Origin of the sequence: Bacillus sp. AFS018417 (genome assembly GCF_002560985.1) — a bacterium.
Lineage (GTDB): Bacteria > Bacillota > Bacilli > Bacillales > Bacillaceae_G > Bacillus_A > Bacillus_A rhizoplanae.
On sequence record NZ_NTTM01000063.1, the window covers coordinates 1 to 22,723 of the forward strand.

The 22,723-nt window shown below is 35.1% G+C and carries 21 protein-coding genes, 2 pseudogenes and 1 other annotated feature; of the genes and pseudogenes, 19 read left to right on the top strand and 4 right to left on the bottom strand.

The window, feature by feature from the left end:
- Nucleotides 1-244 precede the first annotated feature (244 nt).
- Nucleotides 245-1,063: a pyrroline-5-carboxylate reductase gene (proC, locus tag CN326_RS21360; RefSeq protein WP_098310991.1), complete on the bottom strand. Its 819-nt coding sequence runs from the start codon at nt 1,061-1,063 to the stop codon at nt 245-247.
- 401 nt (nt 1,064-1,464) lie between these two features.
- Nucleotides 1,465-1,675: a binding site (T-box leader), on the top strand.
- 170 nt (nt 1,676-1,845) lie between these two features.
- On the opposite strand from proC, the gene proB reads away from it, so the two are divergent.
- Together proB and CN326_RS21375 are read left to right on the top strand one after the other, a co-directional pair.
- Complete coding sequence (gene proB, locus CN326_RS21370) at nt 1,846-2,949, top strand: glutamate 5-kinase (protein WP_098310992.1); 1,104 nt, start codon at nt 1,846-1,848, stop codon at nt 2,947-2,949.
- 189 nt (nt 2,950-3,138) lie between these two features.
- Nucleotides 3,139-4,386 (top strand): glutamate-5-semialdehyde dehydrogenase, encoded by a 1,248-nt coding sequence (locus CN326_RS21375; RefSeq protein WP_098310993.1) that lies wholly within the window; start codon nt 3,139-3,141, stop codon nt 4,384-4,386.
- A 405-nt stretch (nt 4,387-4,791) separates the two neighbouring features.
- Here the strand turns inward: CN326_RS21375 and CN326_RS21380 are convergent, their stop codons facing one another.
- Nucleotides 4,792-5,490 (bottom strand): hypothetical protein, encoded by a 699-nt coding sequence (locus tag CN326_RS21380; protein ID WP_098310994.1) that lies wholly within the window; start codon nt 5,488-5,490, stop codon nt 4,792-4,794.
- 1,487 nt (nt 5,491-6,977) lie between these two features.
- Here CN326_RS21380 and CN326_RS21390 point away from each other — a divergent pair.
- The 9 genes and pseudogenes from CN326_RS21390 to CN326_RS21430 all read left to right on the top strand — a co-directional run bounded on the left by CN326_RS21390 (nt 6,978) and on the right by CN326_RS21430 (nt 14,432).
- The gene (locus CN326_RS21390) at nt 6,978-8,408 is read left to right on the top strand and encodes an alanine/glycine:cation symporter family protein (RefSeq protein WP_098310996.1); all 1,431 of its coding nucleotides are present in this window, start codon (nt 6,978-6,980) and stop codon (nt 8,406-8,408) included.
- Nucleotides 8,409-8,873: 465 nt separating this feature from the next.
- Entirely contained in the window at nt 8,874-9,854 is a 981-nt protein-coding gene (locus CN326_RS21395) for a glutaminase (RefSeq protein ID WP_098310997.1), read from the top strand.
- 237 nt (nt 9,855-10,091) lie between these two features.
- Nucleotides 10,092-11,408 (top strand): sensor histidine kinase, encoded by a 1,317-nt coding sequence (locus CN326_RS21400; protein WP_098310998.1) that lies wholly within the window; start codon nt 10,092-10,094, stop codon nt 11,406-11,408.
- 4 nt (nt 11,409-11,412) lie between these two features.
- Nucleotides 11,413-12,357 (top strand): response regulator, encoded by a 945-nt coding sequence (locus tag CN326_RS21405; protein ID WP_098310999.1) that lies wholly within the window; start codon nt 11,413-11,415, stop codon nt 12,355-12,357.
- Nucleotides 12,358-12,391: 34 nt separating this feature from the next.
- Nucleotides 12,392-12,484, top strand: a complete 93-nt coding sequence (locus CN326_RS21410) for an amino acid permease C-terminal domain-containing protein (RefSeq protein ID WP_255258179.1) — start codon at nt 12,392-12,394, stop codon at nt 12,482-12,484.
- A 74-nt stretch (nt 12,485-12,558) separates the two neighbouring features.
- Nucleotides 12,559-12,723 (top strand): annotated as a pseudogene (locus CN326_RS21415) (Ger(x)C family spore germination protein); the annotation flags it as partial.
- A gap of 89 nt (nt 12,724-12,812) precedes the next feature.
- Nucleotides 12,813-13,187: a nucleotide excision repair endonuclease gene (locus tag CN326_RS21420; protein WP_098311000.1), complete on the top strand. Its 375-nt coding sequence runs from the start codon at nt 12,813-12,815 to the stop codon at nt 13,185-13,187.
- Between the two features lie 212 nt (nt 13,188-13,399).
- A complete protein-coding gene (locus CN326_RS21425; RefSeq protein ID WP_098311001.1) occupies nt 13,400-13,927 on the top strand; it encodes a DUF6886 family protein in 528 nt (175 codons plus the stop codon).
- A 181-nt stretch (nt 13,928-14,108) separates the two neighbouring features.
- Nucleotides 14,109-14,432 carry a YciI family protein gene (locus tag CN326_RS21430; RefSeq protein ID WP_098311002.1) on the top strand — a complete coding sequence of 108 codons (324 nt, stop codon included), beginning with the start codon at nt 14,109-14,111 and terminating at the stop codon, nt 14,430-14,432.
- Nucleotides 14,433-14,648: 216 nt separating this feature from the next.
- Here the strand turns inward: CN326_RS21430 and CN326_RS21435 are convergent, their stop codons facing one another.
- Nucleotides 14,649-15,065, bottom strand: coding sequence for a VOC family protein (locus CN326_RS21435; RefSeq protein WP_098311003.1), 417 nt, complete (start codon nt 15,063-15,065; stop codon nt 14,649-14,651).
- 238 nt (nt 15,066-15,303) lie between these two features.
- Here CN326_RS21435 and CN326_RS21440 point away from each other — a divergent pair, with 238 nt between their 5' ends.
- From CN326_RS21440 to CN326_RS21465, 7 genes are all read left to right on the top strand, one after another.
- Nucleotides 15,304-16,083 (top strand): undecaprenyl-diphosphate phosphatase, encoded by a 780-nt coding sequence (locus tag CN326_RS21440; protein WP_098311004.1) that lies wholly within the window; start codon nt 15,304-15,306, stop codon nt 16,081-16,083.
- A 12-nt stretch (nt 16,084-16,095) separates the two neighbouring features.
- Nucleotides 16,096-16,260 (top strand): hypothetical protein, encoded by a 165-nt coding sequence (locus tag CN326_RS24775; protein ID WP_176524732.1) that lies wholly within the window; start codon nt 16,096-16,098, stop codon nt 16,258-16,260.
- A gap of 130 nt (nt 16,261-16,390) precedes the next feature.
- Nucleotides 16,391-17,713, top strand: a complete 1,323-nt coding sequence (locus CN326_RS21445) for an NAD(P)/FAD-dependent oxidoreductase (protein WP_098311005.1) — start codon at nt 16,391-16,393, stop codon at nt 17,711-17,713.
- A gap of 78 nt (nt 17,714-17,791) precedes the next feature.
- Entirely contained in the window at nt 17,792-18,307 is a 516-nt protein-coding gene (locus CN326_RS21450; RefSeq protein ID WP_098311006.1) for a GNAT family N-acetyltransferase, read from the top strand.
- 25 nt (nt 18,308-18,332) lie between these two features.
- Nucleotides 18,333-18,851, top strand: a complete 519-nt coding sequence (locus tag CN326_RS21455) for a YfiT family bacillithiol transferase (RefSeq protein ID WP_098311007.1) — start codon at nt 18,333-18,335, stop codon at nt 18,849-18,851.
- A 52-nt stretch (nt 18,852-18,903) separates the two neighbouring features.
- Complete coding sequence (locus tag CN326_RS21460) at nt 18,904-19,578, top strand: O-methyltransferase (protein ID WP_098311008.1); 675 nt, start codon at nt 18,904-18,906, stop codon at nt 19,576-19,578.
- Nucleotides 19,579-19,720: 142 nt separating this feature from the next.
- The gene (locus tag CN326_RS21465) at nt 19,721-19,885 is read left to right on the top strand and encodes a DUF2197 domain-containing protein (protein WP_098311009.1); all 165 of its coding nucleotides are present in this window, start codon (nt 19,721-19,723) and stop codon (nt 19,883-19,885) included.
- Nucleotides 19,886-20,076: 191 nt separating this feature from the next.
- Here CN326_RS21465 and CN326_RS21470 read toward each other — a convergent pair.
- Nucleotides 20,077-20,501: pseudogene (locus CN326_RS21470) on the bottom strand (MDR/zinc-dependent alcohol dehydrogenase-like family protein); the annotation flags it as partial.
- 202 nt (nt 20,502-20,703) lie between these two features.
- Between CN326_RS21470 and CN326_RS21475 the strand changes: the two are divergent.
- Nucleotides 20,704-22,377 (top strand): ribonuclease J, encoded by a 1,674-nt coding sequence (locus tag CN326_RS21475; protein ID WP_098311010.1) that lies wholly within the window; start codon nt 20,704-20,706, stop codon nt 22,375-22,377.
- The last annotated feature ends 346 nt before the right edge of the window (nt 22,378-22,723 follow it).

The following is a 22,723-nucleotide window of genomic DNA, read 5'->3' on the forward strand; positions in this document are numbered from 1 at the left end:
AAGTTGATGGATGTGGGGTAGTACCACATGCCCATCAGCCTAAAAAATAAAATAATTCATAACAAAAAAATTTCCTTTCCTACAACTATTTATATGAATTAAGATTCTTTTTTTGTTGTGAAGAGAAAAGGATTTCTTAGCTTGATGGCCATGTTACGGTACCCCTATAAGAAAATAGTAACAGGCTTTTAACTTTAAAATAGTTTAAATTGATGAATGTGATGTTACCTCTAAACGTAATTTCTTACTTACTAGTTAAACTGGACATTTCAACAGATTTTTGAGTACAACGTTTCATAGCTGAAATGATAGCTGTTCTTAAGCCTTTTTCCTCTAATGTTGCTACAGCTTCTATTGTCGTTCCACCTGGCGAACAAACCATATCTTTAAGTGTGCCTGGATGTATTCCTGTTTCAAGTACCATTTTTGCAGAACCTAATACAGCTTGAGCTGCGAATTTATATGCTTGAGCTCTTGGCATACCATCTAGTACAGCAGCATCTGCCATGGCTTCTATAAACATATATACATATGCTGGAGAAGAACCACTTACAGATGTTACAACATCCATTAATTTTTCGTTTACTATCTCTGTTTGGCCAAAACTATTAAATATATTTAGTATGTCTTCTAGATCTTTTTCTGTAACCATTTCATTAGCACATAACGCAGACATTCCTTCTCCAACAAGAGCAGGTGTATTAGGCATTACTCTAACAACTTTTAACTTTCTGCCGAAAGCATTCTCAGTACTCTTAATACTTTTTCCTGCAGCAATAGTTACGACTAGTACATCGTTTTTTATCTGCTCTTTTATTTGGCTAATTACTGATGAGTATAGGTCTGGTTTGATTGATAAAATTAAAATATCAGCATTGTTAGCTACTTCATTGTTGTCAGTAGTTGTAGTTATGTCATATTTTTCACTAGCATTTTTTAAATTAATGACACTTACATCTGAACAAATTATTTTATCTGAAGAAACTATATTTTTGTTAATCATTCCACCTATCATAGCGATACCCATGTTTCCACATCCGATGAATCCTATTTGTTTGTTCATAATAACTCGCTCTTGCTCCTTTTAGTATAAATTTTATTGGTTTGAAATTATTATTCTAAAAAAATAACGATATCCCGTACATAAGAAATAAACATTATAAACTATATCGAGATTCGTATAAAAAAACATTTTAAGAGAGTATATTATTTTTGGCAATACAAAAAATATATAGAAATCATTTTTATTCTGCACTACACAAGTACATTTTCTATAATTTAATATTTTTTGTTATATACCACTCAATAACATTTTAAATAATTTTGGAGAATATAAACGTATCACTATCAATAGCATAATGAATAGGGGGAATTGAAAGGATTGCTACCTGTCGCCTTCCTTATTTTCTAAAATATCTCTTGACATAAAAATGTGTTATATCGCATACTAGATAAAAATTAAAGTGAAAATCGTTGAAGGGAACTAGTACATATGTCTTCTTGCGCAAGAGAGTGGAATCCGCAGGCTGAAAGATTCCTCGTATAGAAATTATCGAACCTATCCCTGAGTCCTAAACGAAAGTTTAGGCGTATGCCTGCGTTACAGGTGACAAGCGGATATAGATTTATATCAATGAAGGTGGTACCGCGGAACAAAGACCGTTTCGTCCTTTTTTAAGGGCGGAGCGGTCTTTTTTATTTGGCTCTTTATTGCGAGATAGGCATCATTGGTGAGAGGTTCTTTGCTGCAAATTGCACGTGGTAGAAGAATAGTTTGTCTCCATTTGAAAAAAGAAGCAGCACAATTTACAAAAAAACTTTTATTTTAGACTAGGGGGTACAAAAGTGAAAAAACAACGTATTGTCGTAAAAATCGGAAGCAGTTCCTTGGCAGCGAATCATGGTGGCATCTGTGGCGAACAGCTTTCAGATCACGTTGCCGCCTTGGCACGACTGAAGCAGGAAGGACATGAAATCGTACTGATTACATCTGGAGCCGTCGCCGCAGGTTTTTCCGCTCTCGGATATCCCAGCCGACCAGTGACAATTAAAGGGAAGCAGGCTGCCGCCGCTGTTGGGCAAAGTCTGTTGATGCAGGCGTATACGGAGGAATTCCGCAAATATGGGATTGTTACCGCGCAGCTTCTGCTGACAAGAAGCGATTTTTCCAGAAAAGAACAATACAGCAATGCCTACGCCACTTTATCGGAGCTACTAAACCGATCCGCTCTTCCTATAATCAATGAAAACGATTCTATTTCTTTGGAGGAGCTGACGTTTGGAGATAATGACATGCTGTCAGCTTTAGTAAGCGGGCTTGTCTCGGCGGATATGCTCATGATTTTTACGGATGTGAACGGTTTATATGACCGAAATCCTCAGAAAAATCCGGACGCAAAAAAGTATTACTTTCTCCCTGCCGTTACGGAAGAAATCGCCTCTCTTGCTGGAGATGCTGGCTCAAAACTTGGTACCGGCGGCATGAAATCGAAAATCGATGCGGCAAAGACGGCACTATCTCTCGGTGTGAGTGTATTCATCGGAACAGGACGTGGACGAGAGAAGTTTTCAGATGTTTTGAAGGGTAAAGGTGATGGAACATATATCGGCAATACGCCTCAAAAAGCGATCAAGATGAACAAGCAATGGATTGCGCTGCATTCGCTTGTCAGCGGACAAATCGAAGTGGATGCCGGAGCAGCCGCTGCCATCATTCAGCGTGGAAAAAGTCTTCTGCCTGCCGGTGTTACCGGTGTGTTTGGAATCTTTCAATCCGGTGAAGTTGTGGAGGTCATCACGCAACAAGGACGCGTGATAGGGAAAGGACAATGCAGATATGGTGCAGAGGAATTGCAGGAGCTAAAAGGTATGCAGAGCCATGACATTCAAGCGCGAGGCGAAAGGCATAGCTATGAGGTCATTCATAGGGATAATTGGGTTTCATTTTAAATGGCACGTTCAAGTGAAGAAAACAGGGTCCTTCGTCCTAAAAGGCGCTGTTTGTCTTTTCTCGCTCTAAGCGTCCGATTGATTCAACTAACATCTATACAGGAGAGTCTTGAATGGTAGTGCCTAGTTGGCGGAGTTGGACACGTCTTGAATTTTATACTTTTTAATCTTTAAAAGGGGGAAACGAAAATGAATGAAGTGTTGGCAAAGGGACAAAAAGCGAAAAAGATTGCTGGAGAGCTTGTGGCCAAATCGACTAATGAAAAAAATAAGGCACTGGCGGCTGTCGCTGAGCAATTGATAGTAGAGACATCCTATATTTTGGAGGAGAACAAACGGGATATCGAACAAGGTAAAGCGAAGGGAATGTCTGCCTCTCTTCTCGACCGCCTCATGCTGAATGAACAGCGCATTATTGATATGGCAGAGGGTATCCGGCAGCTAATTGATTTGCGCGATCCTGTCGGAGAATGTGTAGCTGCATGGGAACGGCCGAATGGTTTGTCTATTCGGGAGATGCGCGTACCGCTCGGTGTTGTCGGGATGATTTACGAGGCGCGGCCGAACGTGACGGTGGATGCGGCCACAATTTGCTTGAAAACAGGCAACGCAGTGATCTTGCGTGGTAGTTCTTCCGCCGCTTATTCCAACAAAGCCATCGTCGCTGTCATTCATCGAGCGCTCAAACAAACGAGCTTGCCTCCAGAAAGCGTACAGCTCATTGAAGACAATTCACGAGACAGCGCAAAGCAGCTGTTTACATTGAACGAGTACTTGGATGTTCTTATTCCAAGAGGTGGCAAGCAGTTGATAGATACTGTAGTGAGAGAAGCGTCTGTTCCTGTATTGGAAACAGGTGCGGGAAATTGTCACATTTTCATTGATGAAACAGCAGATAAACAGATGGCATTCGATATTATCGTAAACGCCAAAACACAGCGTCCGTCTGTATGCAATGCTATTGAAACAATTATACTTCATGAGAATTGGGCGCAGCGATTCGGTACCGAGCTGTTTTCTTTCTTGAAGAAAAGAGGAGTGGAGCTTCGTGGAGATAAGAAAGCATTGGCAATTGATTCTTCTCTTGTACCCGCTTCAGAAGAAGACTGGGAAACAGAGTTTTTGTCTCTTACGCTGGCAGTCAGAATCGTTTCCTCTGTTGAAGAAGCGATTCGCCACATCAATGCTTATGGTTCCATGCATTCCGAAGCGATCATTACAGAGAACGAGGAAAACGTCAGTAAGTTTTTCACGTCCGTCGATGCCGCGGCGCTCTACCATAATGCTTCGACCCGCTTTACTGACGGCTTTGAATTTGGCTTCGGCGCAGAAATCGGCATCAGCACGCAAAAGCTGCACGCGCGGGGACCGATGGGGCTATCTGCATTGACTTCCACAAAATATGTGATTCGTGGGAATGGACAGATTCGGGGATAAGAAGTAAAAGGACAGATGTAAAGGTCCCTTGTTTTTTCTTCATTTATACCTATTATCATTATTTATTACTATGTTCATTTAAAAACTGATTCAGTTTTTTTCTGTAAGAAGTAGCAAACTTAAGTATTTGTAATACAGAAAAGGATAGATAAGGTTTCTATTTTATCTATCCTTTTTTTATCACATATAATGTGGAATATTTTTTTGTTTTGGGGTATTTAATTTTGTTAGGTTGATGGCACTGGCGCACCGTCCACATTTTAACGAAAATATACGCTAAGTAAAATAAGCTAAAAATAGCTTAAATGGTGTCTCAAAACTTATCTTTAATTTAAAATCCCAATTGAAATCATGCTATTGTTGTTCGAAAATCTTTTAGCGTATAAAAACATTAAAATGTACATGCTACACCTTTTTAAATTTCTGTTCAATCTTATCATGTACTGATTCGATTTTTTCAGGCAACACAAATAAATATTCGATAAGGACTTCTAATAATTCTGTTAACAAAGCTACTGCTTCATCATCAATTTCCTGTTTCAATTCAAGCATCCCATAAAAAGGACTTTCCGGATGAACGAGGTTGCCAACATCTTGAATCGGTTTAGTTAAATCGATATATTTTGGCAATTGCTCAAATTGCTGGGAAAGAGACTGTCCATTACTTTTCTCTCCAAGAAAATGTTTGAGGACACTTTCAAGAACTTGTTTTGACAGTACTGCAGTAGCAGAATTATCTTTTGATTGACTGACATTTAAAGTAGAGCGATATGCCCTAACAAGGTCTATAGGGATATGTTTATTGCGTTCGAGCTGATCTAAAGGATCTCTTAAATCCGAAGGACTATAAATATACACTTCTACTTCTTTATTTATTTGATCCGGATAATCATTAAACATAATCACAAATTCTGATGTCTTTTGACATTCAAAACAAAGCCCTTCTGCGAATAATCCTCTTTTTGTAACTTGGTAAAAATTCGTTTTTAACGTAAATTCACTTGGTTTACCACATTTAGGACACTGACTTCTGACATTTTTCGGTACCTTTAAATACCCATACTGGGTATGAGATGAAATGGCCCCTGGTAATATTTTTCTCATTTAAACCTCCTAAAAATTCAACCCTAATCCGTAACTTATATACATATTTCTGGTAACTATTCAGTCACCTCATGAAGATATAAGATGGTTAGAAACATTTACTAAAAAATATGTTTACTTGTTTTATCACAAGATATAGTGTATCGCACATGTTTGTGTTGTAGACAAAAAAATAGACCGAATTTCCGCCTATGAAACTCCTAAATTAAAGGTATAGCTGAGTAGTTGTTATTTCTGTATAATTTATAATTGATAATACAAATTTTTTAATTTATACAAAAAGTATAAATTAAAAAATCACAATTACAATCTGTAATATGTGGAAATAATATTTTTTCTTAGTAGAGTGTCACCATACATACCCATCAAGCTAATGTTTTGAGACACTCCCATAACGAAAATTTTACCTTTTTACAGTTATTTATGAGAATTTGGATCATTTTTTTCGTTTTGGAGAACAATTAATTTCTTAACTTGATGGGCATGGGATAGCGCCAACAAAACGCTAATTTCGTACGCTAAGTCAGTAATTTCGTCATGAAGAAAGCCGATGATTCCTACACTAAGGAATCATCGGCTTATTATATATTTTTGCTATATAGTTGTTTAAAATGATACAAACATGCTGAATCCTTTGTGGGATATGTCAGAAAAACGCGGGTCTTCAACGTTAAACTAATTTCAGTTTAAAATAGTCAATTCCCTTAGTTAGTATTCGACTCTTCTACTAACTTCCTCAAATAAGGCAACCTTTAGCTCAACAAGATTTATTTTTCCATACTAATCACATACTCTTTTCAGAATAATAATTTCAGTATGTTGAAGGTTTAGAGATTGATTGCAATTTTTTTGAAGTTTTTGCACCAAAATCACTTTTCTGATATTTAAAAAATCTTTTTTGTAAAACCATGTATTTTTTGGTGAGATTCTGTAGTGTTGATTATAAATTAATGAAAGTTCTGGTGTAAAAATTTGAAGACAAGTGAAGGGAGTAGATCTACTGATATCATGTATTGATTTAGAGGGGAATACCAGAGCAGTCAAGTGCTTTTCTAAGAAACTTTAATTTATAAACTAAAGAGACATTATTCTAGAACAAATATGAAAGCGCTTAAAATTATTTGTATTTTCGGAAAATTTGTTTAATTACCTGTACAAATAATAAAAAGAGACAAAAAGGATCTATATAAGTCCAATTTAAAAATCCGGCATACGGAACAAGTATGATGGTGCAGCCACATTTTAGGATAAAAACTATTTTTTTGCAGGAGGAGCTAGAGCATTCACATGTAGAAGCGTCAGGCCCTTTAAGATGTCAGCTGTACGGTTACATGTTACGGATATTCGTATAAATGAGGAAATACCATTTTTCACAGAAAATTTTTACCTGTGTTACATGTGTATATGAGACGAGTTTAGTCGTGCCGGAAAATTAAAATTATTTTATATGGATTAGAGGCTACTAAATTTTAATATGAGGTGATGATATGGAACAATTTTTGTCGGATCTATTGGGATTAACAAATGATTTTCTGTGGTCTAAATTGTTAATTATTATGCTTGTTGCTTGCGGAATTTATTTCACATTTAAATCGAAATTTGTACAGTTTCGAATGTTAAAGGAAATGATCCGTGTGTTAATGGAAGGGAAAGCTGGTTCTAAAGACGAAGTTTCTCCATTTCAAGCGTTCTGTATTGGTATGGCCGCTCGCGTTGGAACGGGAAATATCACAGGAATTGCGATTGCGATTGCATTAGGCGGTCCTGGAGCAGTATTCTGGATGTGGATTATTTCTATTATTAGCTCAGCATCCAGCTTTGTTGAAAGTACGTTAGCGCAAATATATAAAGTAAAAGATAAAAATGGTTTCCGCGGCGGTCCATCTTATTATATGGAAAAAGGATTGAACAAACGTTGGATGGGAGTATTATTCTCCATTTTAATTACGATTACTTTCGGTCTTGTATTCAATTCTGTCCAATCAAATACCGTTACACTTGCTTTTGAGAACTCATTCGGTACAGATCGTTTAACTGTAGGGATTATCATGGCAATTGCTTTCGCTGCGATTATCTTTGGCGGTGTGCAGCGTATTGCAAAAATGGCTGAATACAAGGTAATGTTCCTAGCGGTGTTATACATTGGTGTTGCATTATTTGTTGTAGTTACGAATATAACAAAAATGCCGGAAGTTCTTTCTCTTATTGTTCAAAACGCATTTGGCTTTAAACAAATAGCGGGCGGTTCAATCGGCGCAGCGCTCATGAATGGAGTTAAACGTGGTTTATTCTCTAATGAAGCTGGTATGGGAAGTGCGCCAAACGTTGCCGCAACGGCAACAACAAGCCATCCAGTGAAACAAGGACTTATTCAAGCATTTGGCGTATTAACGGATACACTGATTATCTGTACAAGCACAGCATTTATTATTTTACTTTCTGATGCATACAAACAACCAGATCTAACTGGTATTGCACTTACACAAGCAGCATTAAGTGAACACATCGGTTCTTGGGCGTCAGGCTGTCTTGCTATCTTTGTTTTCCTATTTGGATTCGGTGCGTTAATTGGTAACTATTATTACGGAGAAACAAATATTCGATTCTTAAACAATAGTAAAGTATGGTTGATGGTATACCGAATAAGCGTGTTAGCCATGATTGTATTCGGTTCTGTTGCAAAGATCCAATTTGTATGGGATTTAGCGGATTTATTTATGGGCTTTATGGTTATTATAAATTTAATTGCTATTACATTCCTATCAAAAACAGCCTTTGCTGCGTTACATGATTACATGAAACAGAAAAAAGCTGGTAAAGATCCTATTTTTTATAAAGACAGCATTAAAGGAATTGAAAACGTTGAATGTTGGGAGCATTATCAGGATGCTTCAACTTCAGAAAAGAAAAGTATGTAATAAGAAAGATATTCGGACTGCAATATGTCTGAATATCTTTCTTGGTTCTAGTGCAAAAAAATTGTTAACTAACAGATGCAAAATAGTAAAAGACCTTAATATATTGCAACTATATTAAGATCTTGAAAAGAGGGACCTGAAAAACAGCGAGAGTACTGGTCGATTCCTTTAAAACGATTTCTCAAACATCACAGGTCTATCAAGTGAATATATGCTTAGCTGCTTATATCGATAGAATAAGAAAAAACAGCTGTCTTTGATTTGGCCGCATTGAATTACCCTTGAGAGTAATATAGCTTATAATTGGTTAGGTTATATAAAACTTGAATGTGCTATTACCTATCAATCTATAAAGAAAGGTGACCGTCTTGACAGTGTTTTCTTGCACTTTTTTCTATTCTTTATAAATCTTTTAAAGAAAAATTTATACTATATAAAATTAATAGGACGGGGGAATATGGTTAAATGATAAAGGAGTATAGCGTTCAAGTTGAGAGTCAAAAGAAAGCTTGCTTAGATCAATGGATAGCACATTATCGATCCTATGCTGCTAAAGGACAAAATGTCAGTTATATTCCTGCTTTAGGAAAGATAAATTTATCGCAATTAGGTATTTGTATAGTAGAGCCAGATGGAACAATGATAAAGTCAGGGGATTGGGACGTACCTTTCACCTTACAAAGCATATCAAAAGTAATCGGCTTTATAGCGGCTTGTTTAAGCCGAGGTATTACTTATGTGTTAGAGCGGGTTGATGTAGAACCAACTGGAGATGCTTTCAACTCGATAATTCGTTTAGAGATGCATAAACCTGGAAAGCCGTTTAACCCTATGATTAATGCCGGAGCGATTTCGGTAGCTTCGCTTCTGCCAGGAACGTCGGCACAAGAAAAATTAGAAACTCTTTACGCATTAATCGAAAAAATGATAGGGAAGCGTCCCGTCATTAATGAAAAAGTGTTTCAATCTGAATGGCAAACAGCCCATCGAAATAGAGCTTTAGCACATTATTTAAAGGAGAATGGTTTTTTAGAATCGGATGTGGAGGAAGCACTAGAGGTTTACTTGAAACAATGTTCTATAGAAATAAATACAGAGGATATAGCTTTAATAGGACTCATACTTGCACATGATGGATATCATCCTATTCGTAAAGAACAAGTCCTACCTAAAGAGGTAGCTAGATTAACAAAAGCATTAATGCTCACTTGTGGAATGTACAATGCCTCTGGCAAATTTGCTGCTTTCATCGGATTGCCAGCTAAAAGTGGGGTGTCCGGAGGGATTATGACACTCGTCCCCTCAAGGCTAAAGAGCGAACTACCGTTTTCAGATGGATGTGGTATTGGTATTTATGGACCAGCTATTGATGAATGTGGGAATAGTTTACCAGGAGTTATGTTATTGAAACGTATTGCAAAAGAATGGGATTTAAGTATTTTCTAAAAAACATCAAGGATGTTTTGGTGTCAGAACGAACACAAAAATGTTCAGACCGTATAATGTGTCTGAACATTTTTGCGTTACATAGTACCTTCCCATTTTAAAGTTGAAGAATATCGAGAATACTCGCAATTTTCGATTCTTTCGTTTATATCTGATATATAGTCTTTATAAAAAATAGAGTAAGTGTTGTATTAATGTCAACGGGTTTGTATACTGATTGTTAGTCAAAATTGGGAAGTGATAATCTTGAATCTCAGTAATTTGGTAAAAAAAGACATTTATATTCTGGTTCTGATGATATTTACAGTACCTTTAGCAGGTGAAATAAAGTTTTTCCCCTTTAATGAGACGTTTCGAATGAGCTTTGGTGCACCAACATTTTTCTTTTTTTTGTTATTATTTCGGCGAATGCCAGCATTTTTACCGGGTTCTTTAACAGGAATGGTAGTTGTAGAATTTCGTATCCTGATAGACCTCATCACACAGGAAAATATGGATTGGATATCTTCTTTTCATATCCAATATCCTAGTTTTTTCTTTTATTTTACTTATTCTTGTCTCTTTTATTTAGCAAAAATCAAACGCTTTCATCACCAACCATTGATGATTGGGTTTATTGGCTTCATCATCGAAATATTATCGGACTGTGTGGAATTAATGATTCAATATTTCGTATTAAAAACAACTATTACACCAGAGGCACTATATGAGATAATCGTTGTCGCATTTTCCCACAGTTTTATAGTTCTAAGCTTCTTCAATATGATGAAACTGTATGAAGCACAGTCGAGGGAGAGGCAAATAAAAAAACAAAATGAACACATGCTCATGCTCATTTCCAATTTATATGAAGATGCTGTTCATTTAAAAAAAACGTTGCAAGATGCTGAAAATATAACAAAAAAATCTTATGATTTATATAAAAGTTTAGACTCTTTAGAGAATGGCCAGATGAACTTTCAGGTGGAGGATTTACGGCAGCATGCATTGAAAATCGCTGGTGAAGTCCATGATATTAAAAAGGATAACCAACGTATTTTTGCTGGACTTTCAAAGCTGATTTCTGATGAAAGTTTTACTGATTATATGTCCATATATGAATTGGTAAACATCATCGTACGAGCAAACGAGAAATACGCTCGTTTACTAGAGAAAGACATCCAATTTGTGTACAAGATTGATGGTGTGCATCCTCACTATCATATTTACACAATTTTATCAATTATAAACAATGTTGTTGCAAACGCTGTAGAAGCTATCCAAGATATGGGAACCATCACAATTGACATTAATAAAGAGCATGATTTGGTTGAATTTCGAATAGGAGATAACGGTCCTGGTATTTCCTCAAAGTATAAAGAGTCAATTTTCGAACCTGGGTTTACTTCTAAATATGATGACGCTGGTAACGCATCGACAGGTATCGGACTATCGTATGTAAAAGAAATGGTCGAACAACTTGAAGGTGATGTTACGTTTGAGGACAGACCCGAAGAGAAAGGATCGATTTTTATAATTAGATTGGGGATTGATCACATAATTGGGAAAGGGTGATTCTATGAATTTTTATATAGTAGATGATGAGAAAGCGGTTCGCTTAATGTTGGCTCAAATTATCGAGGATGAAGATCTTGGAGAGGTTGTAGGAGAAGCTGAGAATGGCTCATTGGTAGATCAACAAATGCTATTCTTGAAAAATATAGACATTTTATTTATCGATTTGTTAATGCCGATTCAAGATGGAATAAAAACGATTCGTCAAATAAAACCGTCATTCAAAGGAAAAATCATCATGGTTTCTCAAGTAGAATCAAAAGAATTAATTGCTGAAGCGTATTCGCTTGGTGTTGAATACTTTATTATCAAACCGATTAACCGAATTGAAGTATTAACAGTCGTTCAGAAAGTCATCGAACGAATCCAATTGGAAAAATCGATAAAAAACATTCACGAATCGCTCAATACGGTGCTTAAATTGGATATCTATCAAAGTCCGCAGGAAAAATACCTTAATGAAAAACATATAAGTACTTCCAGCCATTTTCGAAATTCCATTCATTTTCTTCTATCCGAATTAGGGATAGCTACTGAAAGCGGAAGTAAAGATTTAATGGACATGTTGGAGTATTTATATAAATATGAACAAGACAAAACGTTTGAACAAGGTTTTCCCTCTCTAAGAGAGATTTTTATGAATTTAGCTCAAACAAAACTTGGAGAATCAATCGAAGAGGCCGAATTAAAAAGATCCATTGAAGCCTCCAAACAACGGATCCGGAGGGCAATTTACCAATCATTAAACCATTTAGCATCACTTGGGCTTACTGATTTTTTAAACCCGAAGTTCGAAAATTATGCTTCAAGGTTTTTTGATTTTACAATCGTAAGGAGAAAGATGACAGAATTGAATAATGAGCCAACATTACCTACTCGTATTGATATGAAAAGATTTATTCAAGTTCTTTATTTTGAAGCGAAGCAGATACATTTGGAATTGCAATGACGAACTCTTACTTATTCTTAATCTCAAATGATGGATTCGCTTTATAATTTGGATGCTTATTGGACTAGTTATTTATATGTTATATGGAAAAAATAAAAGTAATTTAGCTAAAAATATAACTAAATAGTTAGTTAAAGTAAAAAAGATGCTATCTAGCATCTTTTTTACTTTAAGAGGTATCATTACATACTTATACTATTTTTAATAACAGCTACTTATCAAATTGTTAGCTCGCAAGCGCAAAGTAGAGGAAATGAAGCAAAACAAAAACGTTATATGAATGTTTCTGAGGCCTGAGATTCTATTCCTCAAATAATTCGTGAGTTTTCATTGAAAAGAGAGAGCCTTTTATTCATCCCACATATATTATATATACATGGGATAATATTATAATGGTTTTTTTTACATAATTGTGATACTATTTTCCTTTATAACAAAAAAGGACGTGACTTATAGTGATCAAAATTGAGATACCAACTCCAGACGTTACGATTACAGAGCGTAAGCAAGTAATAAAAGGTGATGAACCAATAATAACTCCGATTAGCGGGTTTATTGATTTTCATTTAATTCCGAGAGATAAGGGCGGCATTTTTATGTTTTATAATATTAATGACGAGCTTTTATTCGTTGGAAAAGCACGTAAATTAAGACAAAGAATTAAAAAGCATTTTGAAGATACTGTTTCACCAATCAAAGCACATAGAGATGAAGTATATCGAATTGATGCATGTATCGTAGAAGATCCGATGGAAAGAGAAATTTACGAAACATATATTATTAATGAACTTCAAGCAAAGTATAATGTAGATAAAGTATTTTTTAAATAAAAAGTTCTGTGAAAAATGACCTCGGTATTGCGCCGAGGTCATTTTAGTTGGGGCCTCTTAGTAGTACTTATATTTTATATGCCTTTTTACGACTTAGGTCTTGATAATAAAACAAAGATTAATAAAAATGTTCAGTATAGAGAAAAGATGTTGCTGAGTAAGCTAATCTAAGGTGAAGATTTGAATAAAAAGCATTTTAAGGAGAGAAGCGTGTGCGGATATTCCATGTAAGTGAAGAGAGTCACATTCAAGTATTTCAGCCCCGAATCCCTACTCGAACAGACTTAGATCCAACGAAAGGGCTTGTATGGGCAATAGATGATAAATGCTTACCTAACTTTTTGACGCCCAGAAATTGTCCGCGTGTTTGCTATCATATTGGACCAAATACATCTGAAATCGACAAGCAAACATATATATCATCAAAATCATGTTCACATGTAGTAGCTATTGAAAACAAATGGTTTGAAACAATGAAAAATACGAAATTATACTTGTATGAATTTGATACAAAGCAATTCACACTTCAAGACGAGAATGCTGGCTATTATATAAGTGAAACAACACAAGTTCCAATTGCTAAATTGGAAGTAGCTAATTTATTTCAAGAACTGTTTAAACGTAATGTTGAATTACGTTTAGTAAATAATTTGTGGGATATTTATGACGAAATTCAAAAAACAACATTTAATTGGTCAATGTGTAGAATGGGGTTTGCACAGCCAAGGTTTGATGAATAATTTGTAATTCGGCAAATTTTTATAGAAAACGTGAGAAACTTACCTGCAAAGTTAGGTATAATAATACTATTTGATACAAAGTTAAAGGGTTTTAGAGTTAGAGAAGCAATCTATGTATAATCAAATAAATGAACAATTGTAATAAGATATGTAAATAATTATTTTTATAAGGAGTAATACTATGAAAGATAAAAAGCATTATGTTTTAAAGTCATTTTCGCCAAGACCAACTTTTCAACAGGATATGACAGCAGAAGAAAGAACGGTCATGCAACAGCACATAGCTTATTGGGCAGACAAGGCTGAAAAGGGAATCGCCATTGTGTTCGGACCCGTTTTTGACCCAAAAGGCGGGTATGGGCTGGGAATTATTGAAGTAGAGGAAGAAGACCAAGTTCATGCTCTTATCAAAGACGACCCTGCTGTTAAATCAGGGTTACTAAAGACGGAGTTCTATTCAATACATGCGGTGCTTCCTAAATGGTGGCAAACGATTCAGAAGTAATACATAATATTCTAAAAATGCGAATTAAGGGAACTTTTTAATGAGTTCCCTTAATTCATGGTATATTATCAACACTGTTCTTTAACAGAGCCTTTTATAAAACTAAATTTAGATTTCTAATAAGAGAATCCATTTTGATCAATCTTTTTTCAAAATGGATTCTTTTGTTTTGACGTAATATGAGAGTTTGAGAAATATTTTTGATTGAACTTTATTTCAAAACTCCATTTTTCCAAGATTCAATTGCCAAGAAACACCATACTTATCTTGGACCCAACCAAATTTTGCACTCCAAGGAGAAGCAGTTAACGGCATTAATACCGCGCCATCCTGAGATAATTTATCAAAAACTCGATCAATTTCTTCTTCCGCATCACAAGAGACAAACAATGACATAGCGGGAGTAAATTGATGTACATCTTTATTACTATTATCAATACACATAAATTGTTGTCCTTTTAATGAAAATGTAGCATGTAACACAGTCCCTTCCGCGCCGGCTTCGTTCGCTCCATAACGAGAAATACTTATTATTTCTGATTGATCAAATATAGAAGTGTAATGTTTCATTGCCTCCTCGGCTGTTCCAGGGAACATTAAGAAGGTAGTAATTTTTTGATTTGAGATTTCCATTTTCTATTCACTCCTTTTATTAAATACAAAGAATTGTTCATTTTTACAAAACGAACATATATTCTTATCTATGCATTTATATTATCTTTATGGGTTCTTCATTGTCAATTGTTATCACTTTGCTTTCTAAATCACATTATTTTCATTTGGTATAAGAATCTATTAAAAACGAGTAACTTTACATAACTAAAAAAGTACAAACATATACTGGTACAAGCAAACTTGAAAGGAGACAATCATGAATTGGTTAGAAGCCTTTATCCTAGGAATTATTCAAGGTTTAACAGAGTTTTTACCAATTAGCAGTACCGGTCATTTGTATTTAGGAAGGCACCTTTTTGGTTTAGATGAGGCAGGGCTCTTTTTAGATACGATGCTTCATATAGGGACGTTATTAGCAGTTTTTATTTACTATAAAAAAGAATTTCTCTATTTAATAAAAAATCCATTCTCAAAATTAACGTACTTATTGATTATTGGAACAATTCCTGCGGTTGTAATTGGTTTACTATTTAAAGATTTCTTTGAAGAGATTTCAAAAACAGGTATAACGATTGGATGGGAATTTTTAGTGACAGGTTTATTCTTATATATGGCAGAGAAACAAAAAAGCGGACGGAAGAAGATGGACAATATAACATATAAAGACGCATTTATTATTGGTTCGTTTCAAGCATTTGCTATTTTTCCAGCGATATCTCGTTCAGGCATGACAATCGTCGCAGCACTTTGGAGAAAATTAGATCGTGAAACAGCAGCCTATTTCTCATTTTTATTATCAACACCTGCAATTGTTGGGGCAATTATTTTACAGTTAGTCGATGTTTTTCAAGGTAAAGCAGAAGCAATCTCTAACACGTCACTTATTGTTGGTACACTATCTGCAGCATTCTTTGGATATATTGCCGTCTCATGGATGATTCAATATTTAAAACATCATTCTTTAAAAACATTTGCGTATTATGTATGGGCTCTTGGACTTCTCATTCTTACCTTACAATTTACTGGTGTATTTTAAGGGAGAAGGAACATGAAAAAATATGAGGAAATGGTAAGGTTATTTTATGGGGGATTCTTTATGTTAGGTTTAGCAGGTGGAATGTTATTAGAAAAGCCTAACATCGGAATTTTTATTGGGATTGCTTGTGGATTATTTGCGCATGCGATTCTTGTTATGAAAAGTAAAGATGAATGAAATATCACTAGAAATTAAAATCCTGTATTAATATTATGATACAGGATTTTTAAATCCGTTATGTCCCATTGAGAGGTTTTAAAGTAGTAAAATTGATAGAGAAATAGTGAAAAGGTAGATAGGGGGCAACATATTGGAGAACGCGATTGTAATTGGAGGCAGCATTGCTGGAAAACTTGCTGCAAAGGCTTTATCTCATTCTTTTCAGAAAGTAATAATTTTAGAAATAGGTGAAGAATGGACGGAAAAGACTCCTAGAAAGAGAGTGCCGCAAAGTTATCATCCACATGTTTTATTAAAAGGCGGAGAAGAAGCAATTGAGGAATTATTTCCTCAAATTATTTCGCAATTAATTGAGGATCAAAGTATTGTAAGTAATTTTACACAAGATGTGAAGTGGCATCATTTTGGTTGTTGGAAACCACAATTTACAGGAGATTTAACCATGGTTCAACAAAGCCGTCCTATGTTTGAGTGGCATTTAAAAAGACGAATTGATCAAGTAGCTAATATTGTAACTAGATATAGAATGATGGTTGAACAAATTTTGCTAGATGAAGAGCATAATAAAGTATACGGAGTACGAGTGAAAAACCTTGAAACAGGTGCAGAAGAAGAAATTCATGCAAATGTAGTTGTGGATGCAAGCGGGTTTGGGTCAAAGAGTGTAGAGTGGTTACAAACACATGGTATACAGGTTAAAGAGGAAAAAGTATGGATTCAACTATTTTATGCTACTAGAGTATTTCGTTTAAAAACAAAAGAACGGCTAGATTGGTGTAACCTTCTTGTTTCTCCTAGTTTTCCTGAAAACCCTTATGGTGCTCTTATTCAAACAATTGAAGACGATCGTTTTTATGTAACTTTTAGCGGTTACGCAAATGAGCGTGCTCCGCAAACTGATGAAGAATTTTTTGCTTATGCTCAGAAATTACCGGTCCCTGATGTGCGAAGTTTTCTTGAAATAGCAGAGCCTCTTTCGGATATAAGAATACATAAAATTCCTTATCAAGTGCGTCGCCGCTTTGACTTAATAAGACATGTTCCGGAAGGTTTTTTAGTAATTGGAGATGCTCATTGCCGTTTTGATCCCGTTTTTGGACAAGGGATTTCAGTCGCTGCAATGGAAGCTTTAGAGTTGGAAAGATGTCTCCGGGAAAATAAACATCTCGAAAAAGATTTCACCTACAAATTTCATAAGAGTATTTCGGAGTTGATAGCAACGCCGTGGGAAATGACTACAACAGAAGCATTTCGCGTTTCGAACATTAAAGGGGACAGACCTCTTATGCAACCATTTAAACAGTGGTACACCAAAAAGGTATATCGTCTTTCTGCTTTTAATCCGGAAATTTATATTCGATTGGTTAATGTTATGAATTTAATTCGCAGTCCCTTACATCTTTTTCATCCAAAAGTACTGTTTGCTATATTTATGAGTCGAGGAAAGTAGCCTTTTTTTTCAGCAGGATTTTGTGACGAAATAGCAAATGTATATAGTTGATTGATGTTGAAAAGGAATGGTTATCGAATGGAAGTCTACATAGAAAAGTTAAAGGAACAAGATGCAGAAGAATTGTTTGCTTTTGAATGTAGTAACCGGTCTTTTTTCGAAAAGATGTTGCCTAGTCGTGGTGAAGATTACTATACATATGAAACGTTTCAAAAGATATTTTATGAATTATTAAAAGAACAACTTGAAGGTATTTCATATTTTCACCTAATAAGAAATCAGGCAGGAACAATTGTCGGGAGAATCAATTTAGTAGATATTGAGAAAGATAAAGAATTCGGGTATCTTGGCTATCGATTAGGAGAAAAATATGTTGGAAGAGGTATTGCAACTAAAGCTGTAAAACTCCTCTTAGATGAAGCAACAAACTATCATGTTACTAAAATTCATGCGAAAACAACAAATAATAATTTTGCTTCTCAAAAAGTATTAGAAAAGAACCTTTTTTTACGCATCTCAATTGATGAAAATACAGCAGAGTTACACGGCCAAAAAATTGATTTTATCCATTATATTTGGAAACATTCTAATTAAAACAAAGAAGGGGAGCAATACAACTATGGACTTACGTTATCCAATCGGTCATTTCACTTATGAAGAGAACATTACACAAGATACAATAGAGAATTGGATAGAACAAATTGAAAATCTTCCTATTGAATTAACACAAGCAGTAAAAGACTTAGATAAAAATCAGCTTGATACGCCGTATCGTCCTGGTGGTTGGACAGTGCGCCAAGTCGTTCATCATATTGCAGATAGTCATATGAATAGTTATATTCGGTTTAAATTGGCACTGACGGAAAATAATCCAACGATTAAACCGTATATGGAAGAAAAATGGGCAGAGCTTCCTGATTCTACATTACCAATAGACGTATCCCTAGCACTTTTAGAATCATTACATACGAGATGGGTTTCTTTACTGCGATTTATGAAACATAATGATTTTGAAAAAACGTTTAATCATCCTGAATCAGGATCTAATAAATTAGGTGTAACGATTGGGCTTTACGCATGGCATGGTCGTCATCATACTGCACATATTACTTCTCTTCGTGATCGATTAGGATGGTAACAGTTCTATAGATAATAAATTAAGCAGTTGAACTGCAAGGGGGACAGTTTATATGGGGATATCTAATAAATGGACTGAGGTAGATCGCTACATAACAGATTTACTAGTTCCGTCTGATCCTGTACTTGATACGGTACTCCAAGTTAACGCAGATTCTGGCTTACCCGCGCACGATGTTTCCCCGAATCAAGGGAAATTCCTGCAATTGCTTGCGCAAATTCAAGGAGCACGCACTATATTAGAAATTGGTACGTTAGGTGGTTATAGTACTATTTGGCTGGCGCGGGCATTACCTAAAGATGGTCGTCTTCTTACGTTAGAAGCAGACCCAAAGCATGCAGAAGTGGCTCGTTCTAACATTAAGCTTGCTAATTTGAGTGATATAGTGGAGGTGCGTCTTGGGCCAGCGCTAAATACACTACAGCAGCTTGTTGATGAAAAACATGAGCCATTTGATTTCATCTTTATTGATGCTGACAAACGGAATAATCCGTATTATTTAGCATGGGCACTGAAACTTTCTCGTCCAGGTACTTTAATTATTGGAGATAATGTTGTACGTGATGGTGCAGTGCTAGAAAATTCAGGTGATGATCAGAGTGTAAAAGGGATACGACAATTCTATGAGTTGCTCGCTACTGAGCCACGCGTGAGTGCAACAGCACTTCAAACTGTTGGTTCCAAAGGATATGACGGCTTTGCACTTGCTGTGGTTACGTTTATTTGAAATAAATTTTAACTTTAATGGTTGGAGCGGAATTTAAGGATGTTTTATGACATTTAGTAATGGAACTTGATAGGATAGTTAAAATATATTTAAAAATAATTTTTAACGTTCCAATGTATCACCCTGAGAAGGGGGGAAGTACATGATATTTTATGAGGTTATTTGTTTTTGTTGTAAAAATGTATTTAGGGTATATGAAGGAACTGAAAAATATAAGAAATTCAAGGAAAATCCGAGAGGGAAATATTGCTGTGACGAATGTAATCATAAAATACAACTTGAAGCAATAAAACATTTTTTTAGATAGTGATAATATCTACTACTCATTTTTGCTAGTATATAATGTCCAATCCTAAAATGATTAAACTTTTTTATAAAAATCACATCTATATCAAAACTGTAGAATCCATTTTGATCGATCTTTTTTCAAAATGGATTTTTTTGTTTGCTATCTAATAAAGATTAGCTGTGTCCTTTTTATCAAACTTTATTACAAAGCTACAATGGTTTCAAAATGACTTTTATGCAATTGTCTTCACGATTATTAAAAATTTGATAACCATAACTTGCTTCTTCAAGAGGTATTTTATGTGTAATAATTTCTCTTGGATCAAACTCATTATTCGTTATTTTTTCAAACAGTTCCGGCATAAGATGAATGACGGGAGCTTGTCCTATTTTAATATTTATATTTCTTGTCTAAAATGCCCCTAAAGGAAATGCAACGTAGTTTCCTCCATACACACCCGTTATTTGTCCAGTTCCACATTTCCGAACGGCTTTCGTAGCAATTTGAATAGGACCAAGAGTGCCACCTTGTAGTTTTAATTTTTGTTCAAGATATTCAAGAGGTGATTTTTTTCGTCCATACCAACGCAATCAATGACTACGTCGGCGCCGCCATGAGTAATCTCTTTTAAATGCCCTCTGTGACATGAAATTTTTGATTAAACGGCGTGTTTGGAAATTACTTTTACATAGTCTTAACTTAATGACGATGGATTGTAATCTTATAACAAATAATAAATTTGAATGTGTTGGAAAATATATAAACTAAAAGCTAGTGAACTTTAATAAAGCTTTTCAAATTACAGGATACAGATTTAAAAAAGGAGGATATTCATTTTGAGCACAGCAGAAAATACACTATCCATTTTTGCTTTAGGCGGCATAAATGAAATAGGGAAAAATATGTATGTTATACAGTATGCAAATGACATTGTGATAATTGATTGTGGTTCGAAGTTTCCTGATGAAAGTTTATTAGGAATTGATTTGATTATTCCTGATATCACATACTTAAAGGAAAATCAAGATAAGATTCGGGCTTTAGTTGTTACACACGGACATGAAGATCATATTGGAGGCATTCCATATATATTAAAACAATTGAATCTGCCAATTTATGCAACACGTTTAACGTTGGGTTTAATTGACGTTAAATTAAAAGAACATAAACTTCAAAATGTAACAGATCTATTTGTTATTGACTCTGAATCGTTAATTGAATTTGGACAAATAAGTTTAAGTTTTTTCAAAACGAATCATAGCATTCCTGACTGTCTTGGCATTTCTTTTCATACGCCAGAAGGCACAGTAGTACATACAGGTGACTTCAAGTTTGATTTGACTCCTGTAAATAATCAATATCCAGATATCCATAAAATGGCTAAAATCGGAAGTAATGGTGTTTTAGCTTTACTCTCTGAAAGCACAAATGCGGAACGTTCTGGCTTTACTCCGTCAGAACGATTTGTAGGTGAACATATTGAAGAAGCATTTCTGAAAGCGCGTAGAAAAGTTATTCTTTCCACTTTTGCTTCTAATGTGAATCGCTTACAGCAAGTGGTAGATGCTGCGTGTAAAACAAATCGAAAACTCGCTTTGCTTGGAAGGAGTATGGTAAATGTAGCATCTGTTGCATTGGAGCAAGGATACTTAAATATTCCAGAGGGAATGTTAATTGAAGCACATGAAATCAATCAAATGGAACCAGAAAAGGTAGCGATTCTTTGTACTGGCAGTCAAGGTGAGCCTATGGCTGCGTTAGCTCGTTTAGCTAGCGGCAACTATAGACAGGTAGATATCCTCCCTGAAGATACTGTTATAATAGCTGCAACTCCTATACCAGGGAATGAACGAAATGTTTCGCGTATTGTAGATAATTTATTTTTATTAGGAGCTAATGTGATTTATGGAACAGGAAGTTCAACGGGGATGCACGTTTCTGGGCATGCTTATAAAGAAGAACTAAAATTAATGCTTACTTTAATGAAACCCAAATACTTCATTCCGATTCATGGGGAATTTAGAATGTTACATCATCATCGCCTTTTAGCAGAGTCCGTTGGTGTTGAAAAAGATAATATTTTTGTTATGAATAATGGTGATGTTGTTGATATAAAGAACCAAGTTGCTTATCAAACTAGACGAATACCTGCAGGAAATGTATATGTAGACGGATTGGGTATTGGTGATGTTGGAAATATTATTTTACGTGACCGTAAACAGCTTGCAGAGGATGGTATGCTTGTTATAGTCATAACTCTCAGTAAAACAGATGGGAAAATGATTTCTGGTCCAGACACAATTTCTCGTGGATTTGTATATGTGCGCGATTCAGAAGATTTTTTAAAGCAAATTAATCAACTGGTTGTAACAACTGTCAACAATTCACAAAAAGCGAATATTAGCCAATGGAATGTTCTTAAAAAAAATATAAAAGAAACACTCGGACAATTTGTATATGAACATACAAAAAGAAAGCCAATGATTCTTCCTATAATAATTGAAGTTTAAAATGACTACTTTTTTGTCCCACAGTTAGCATTTATTTAAATTTGAATTGACAAGCTCCTTATTAAACTATATCCATTTAGTTTAATAAGGAGAACCATATAAATATCTATAGCTAATGTTGATATTTTTTTGGATCTAACAAGTGAAAAAATATCCTTTTGTGTAATGTGTTTGCAGCGGTTTAGCCGATTTAAAAAAGTTTCAACTATAAAAAAACCCCAATTGGAGGGGGTTTTTGGGAGGCGTTTTTACACAACGCCTAAAAATCAATGGATTCTTATATTGAATTTTAAATTGTGAACCATGATAGGAAAGTTAAATTATTTTTTATAAAATATTTACTTTA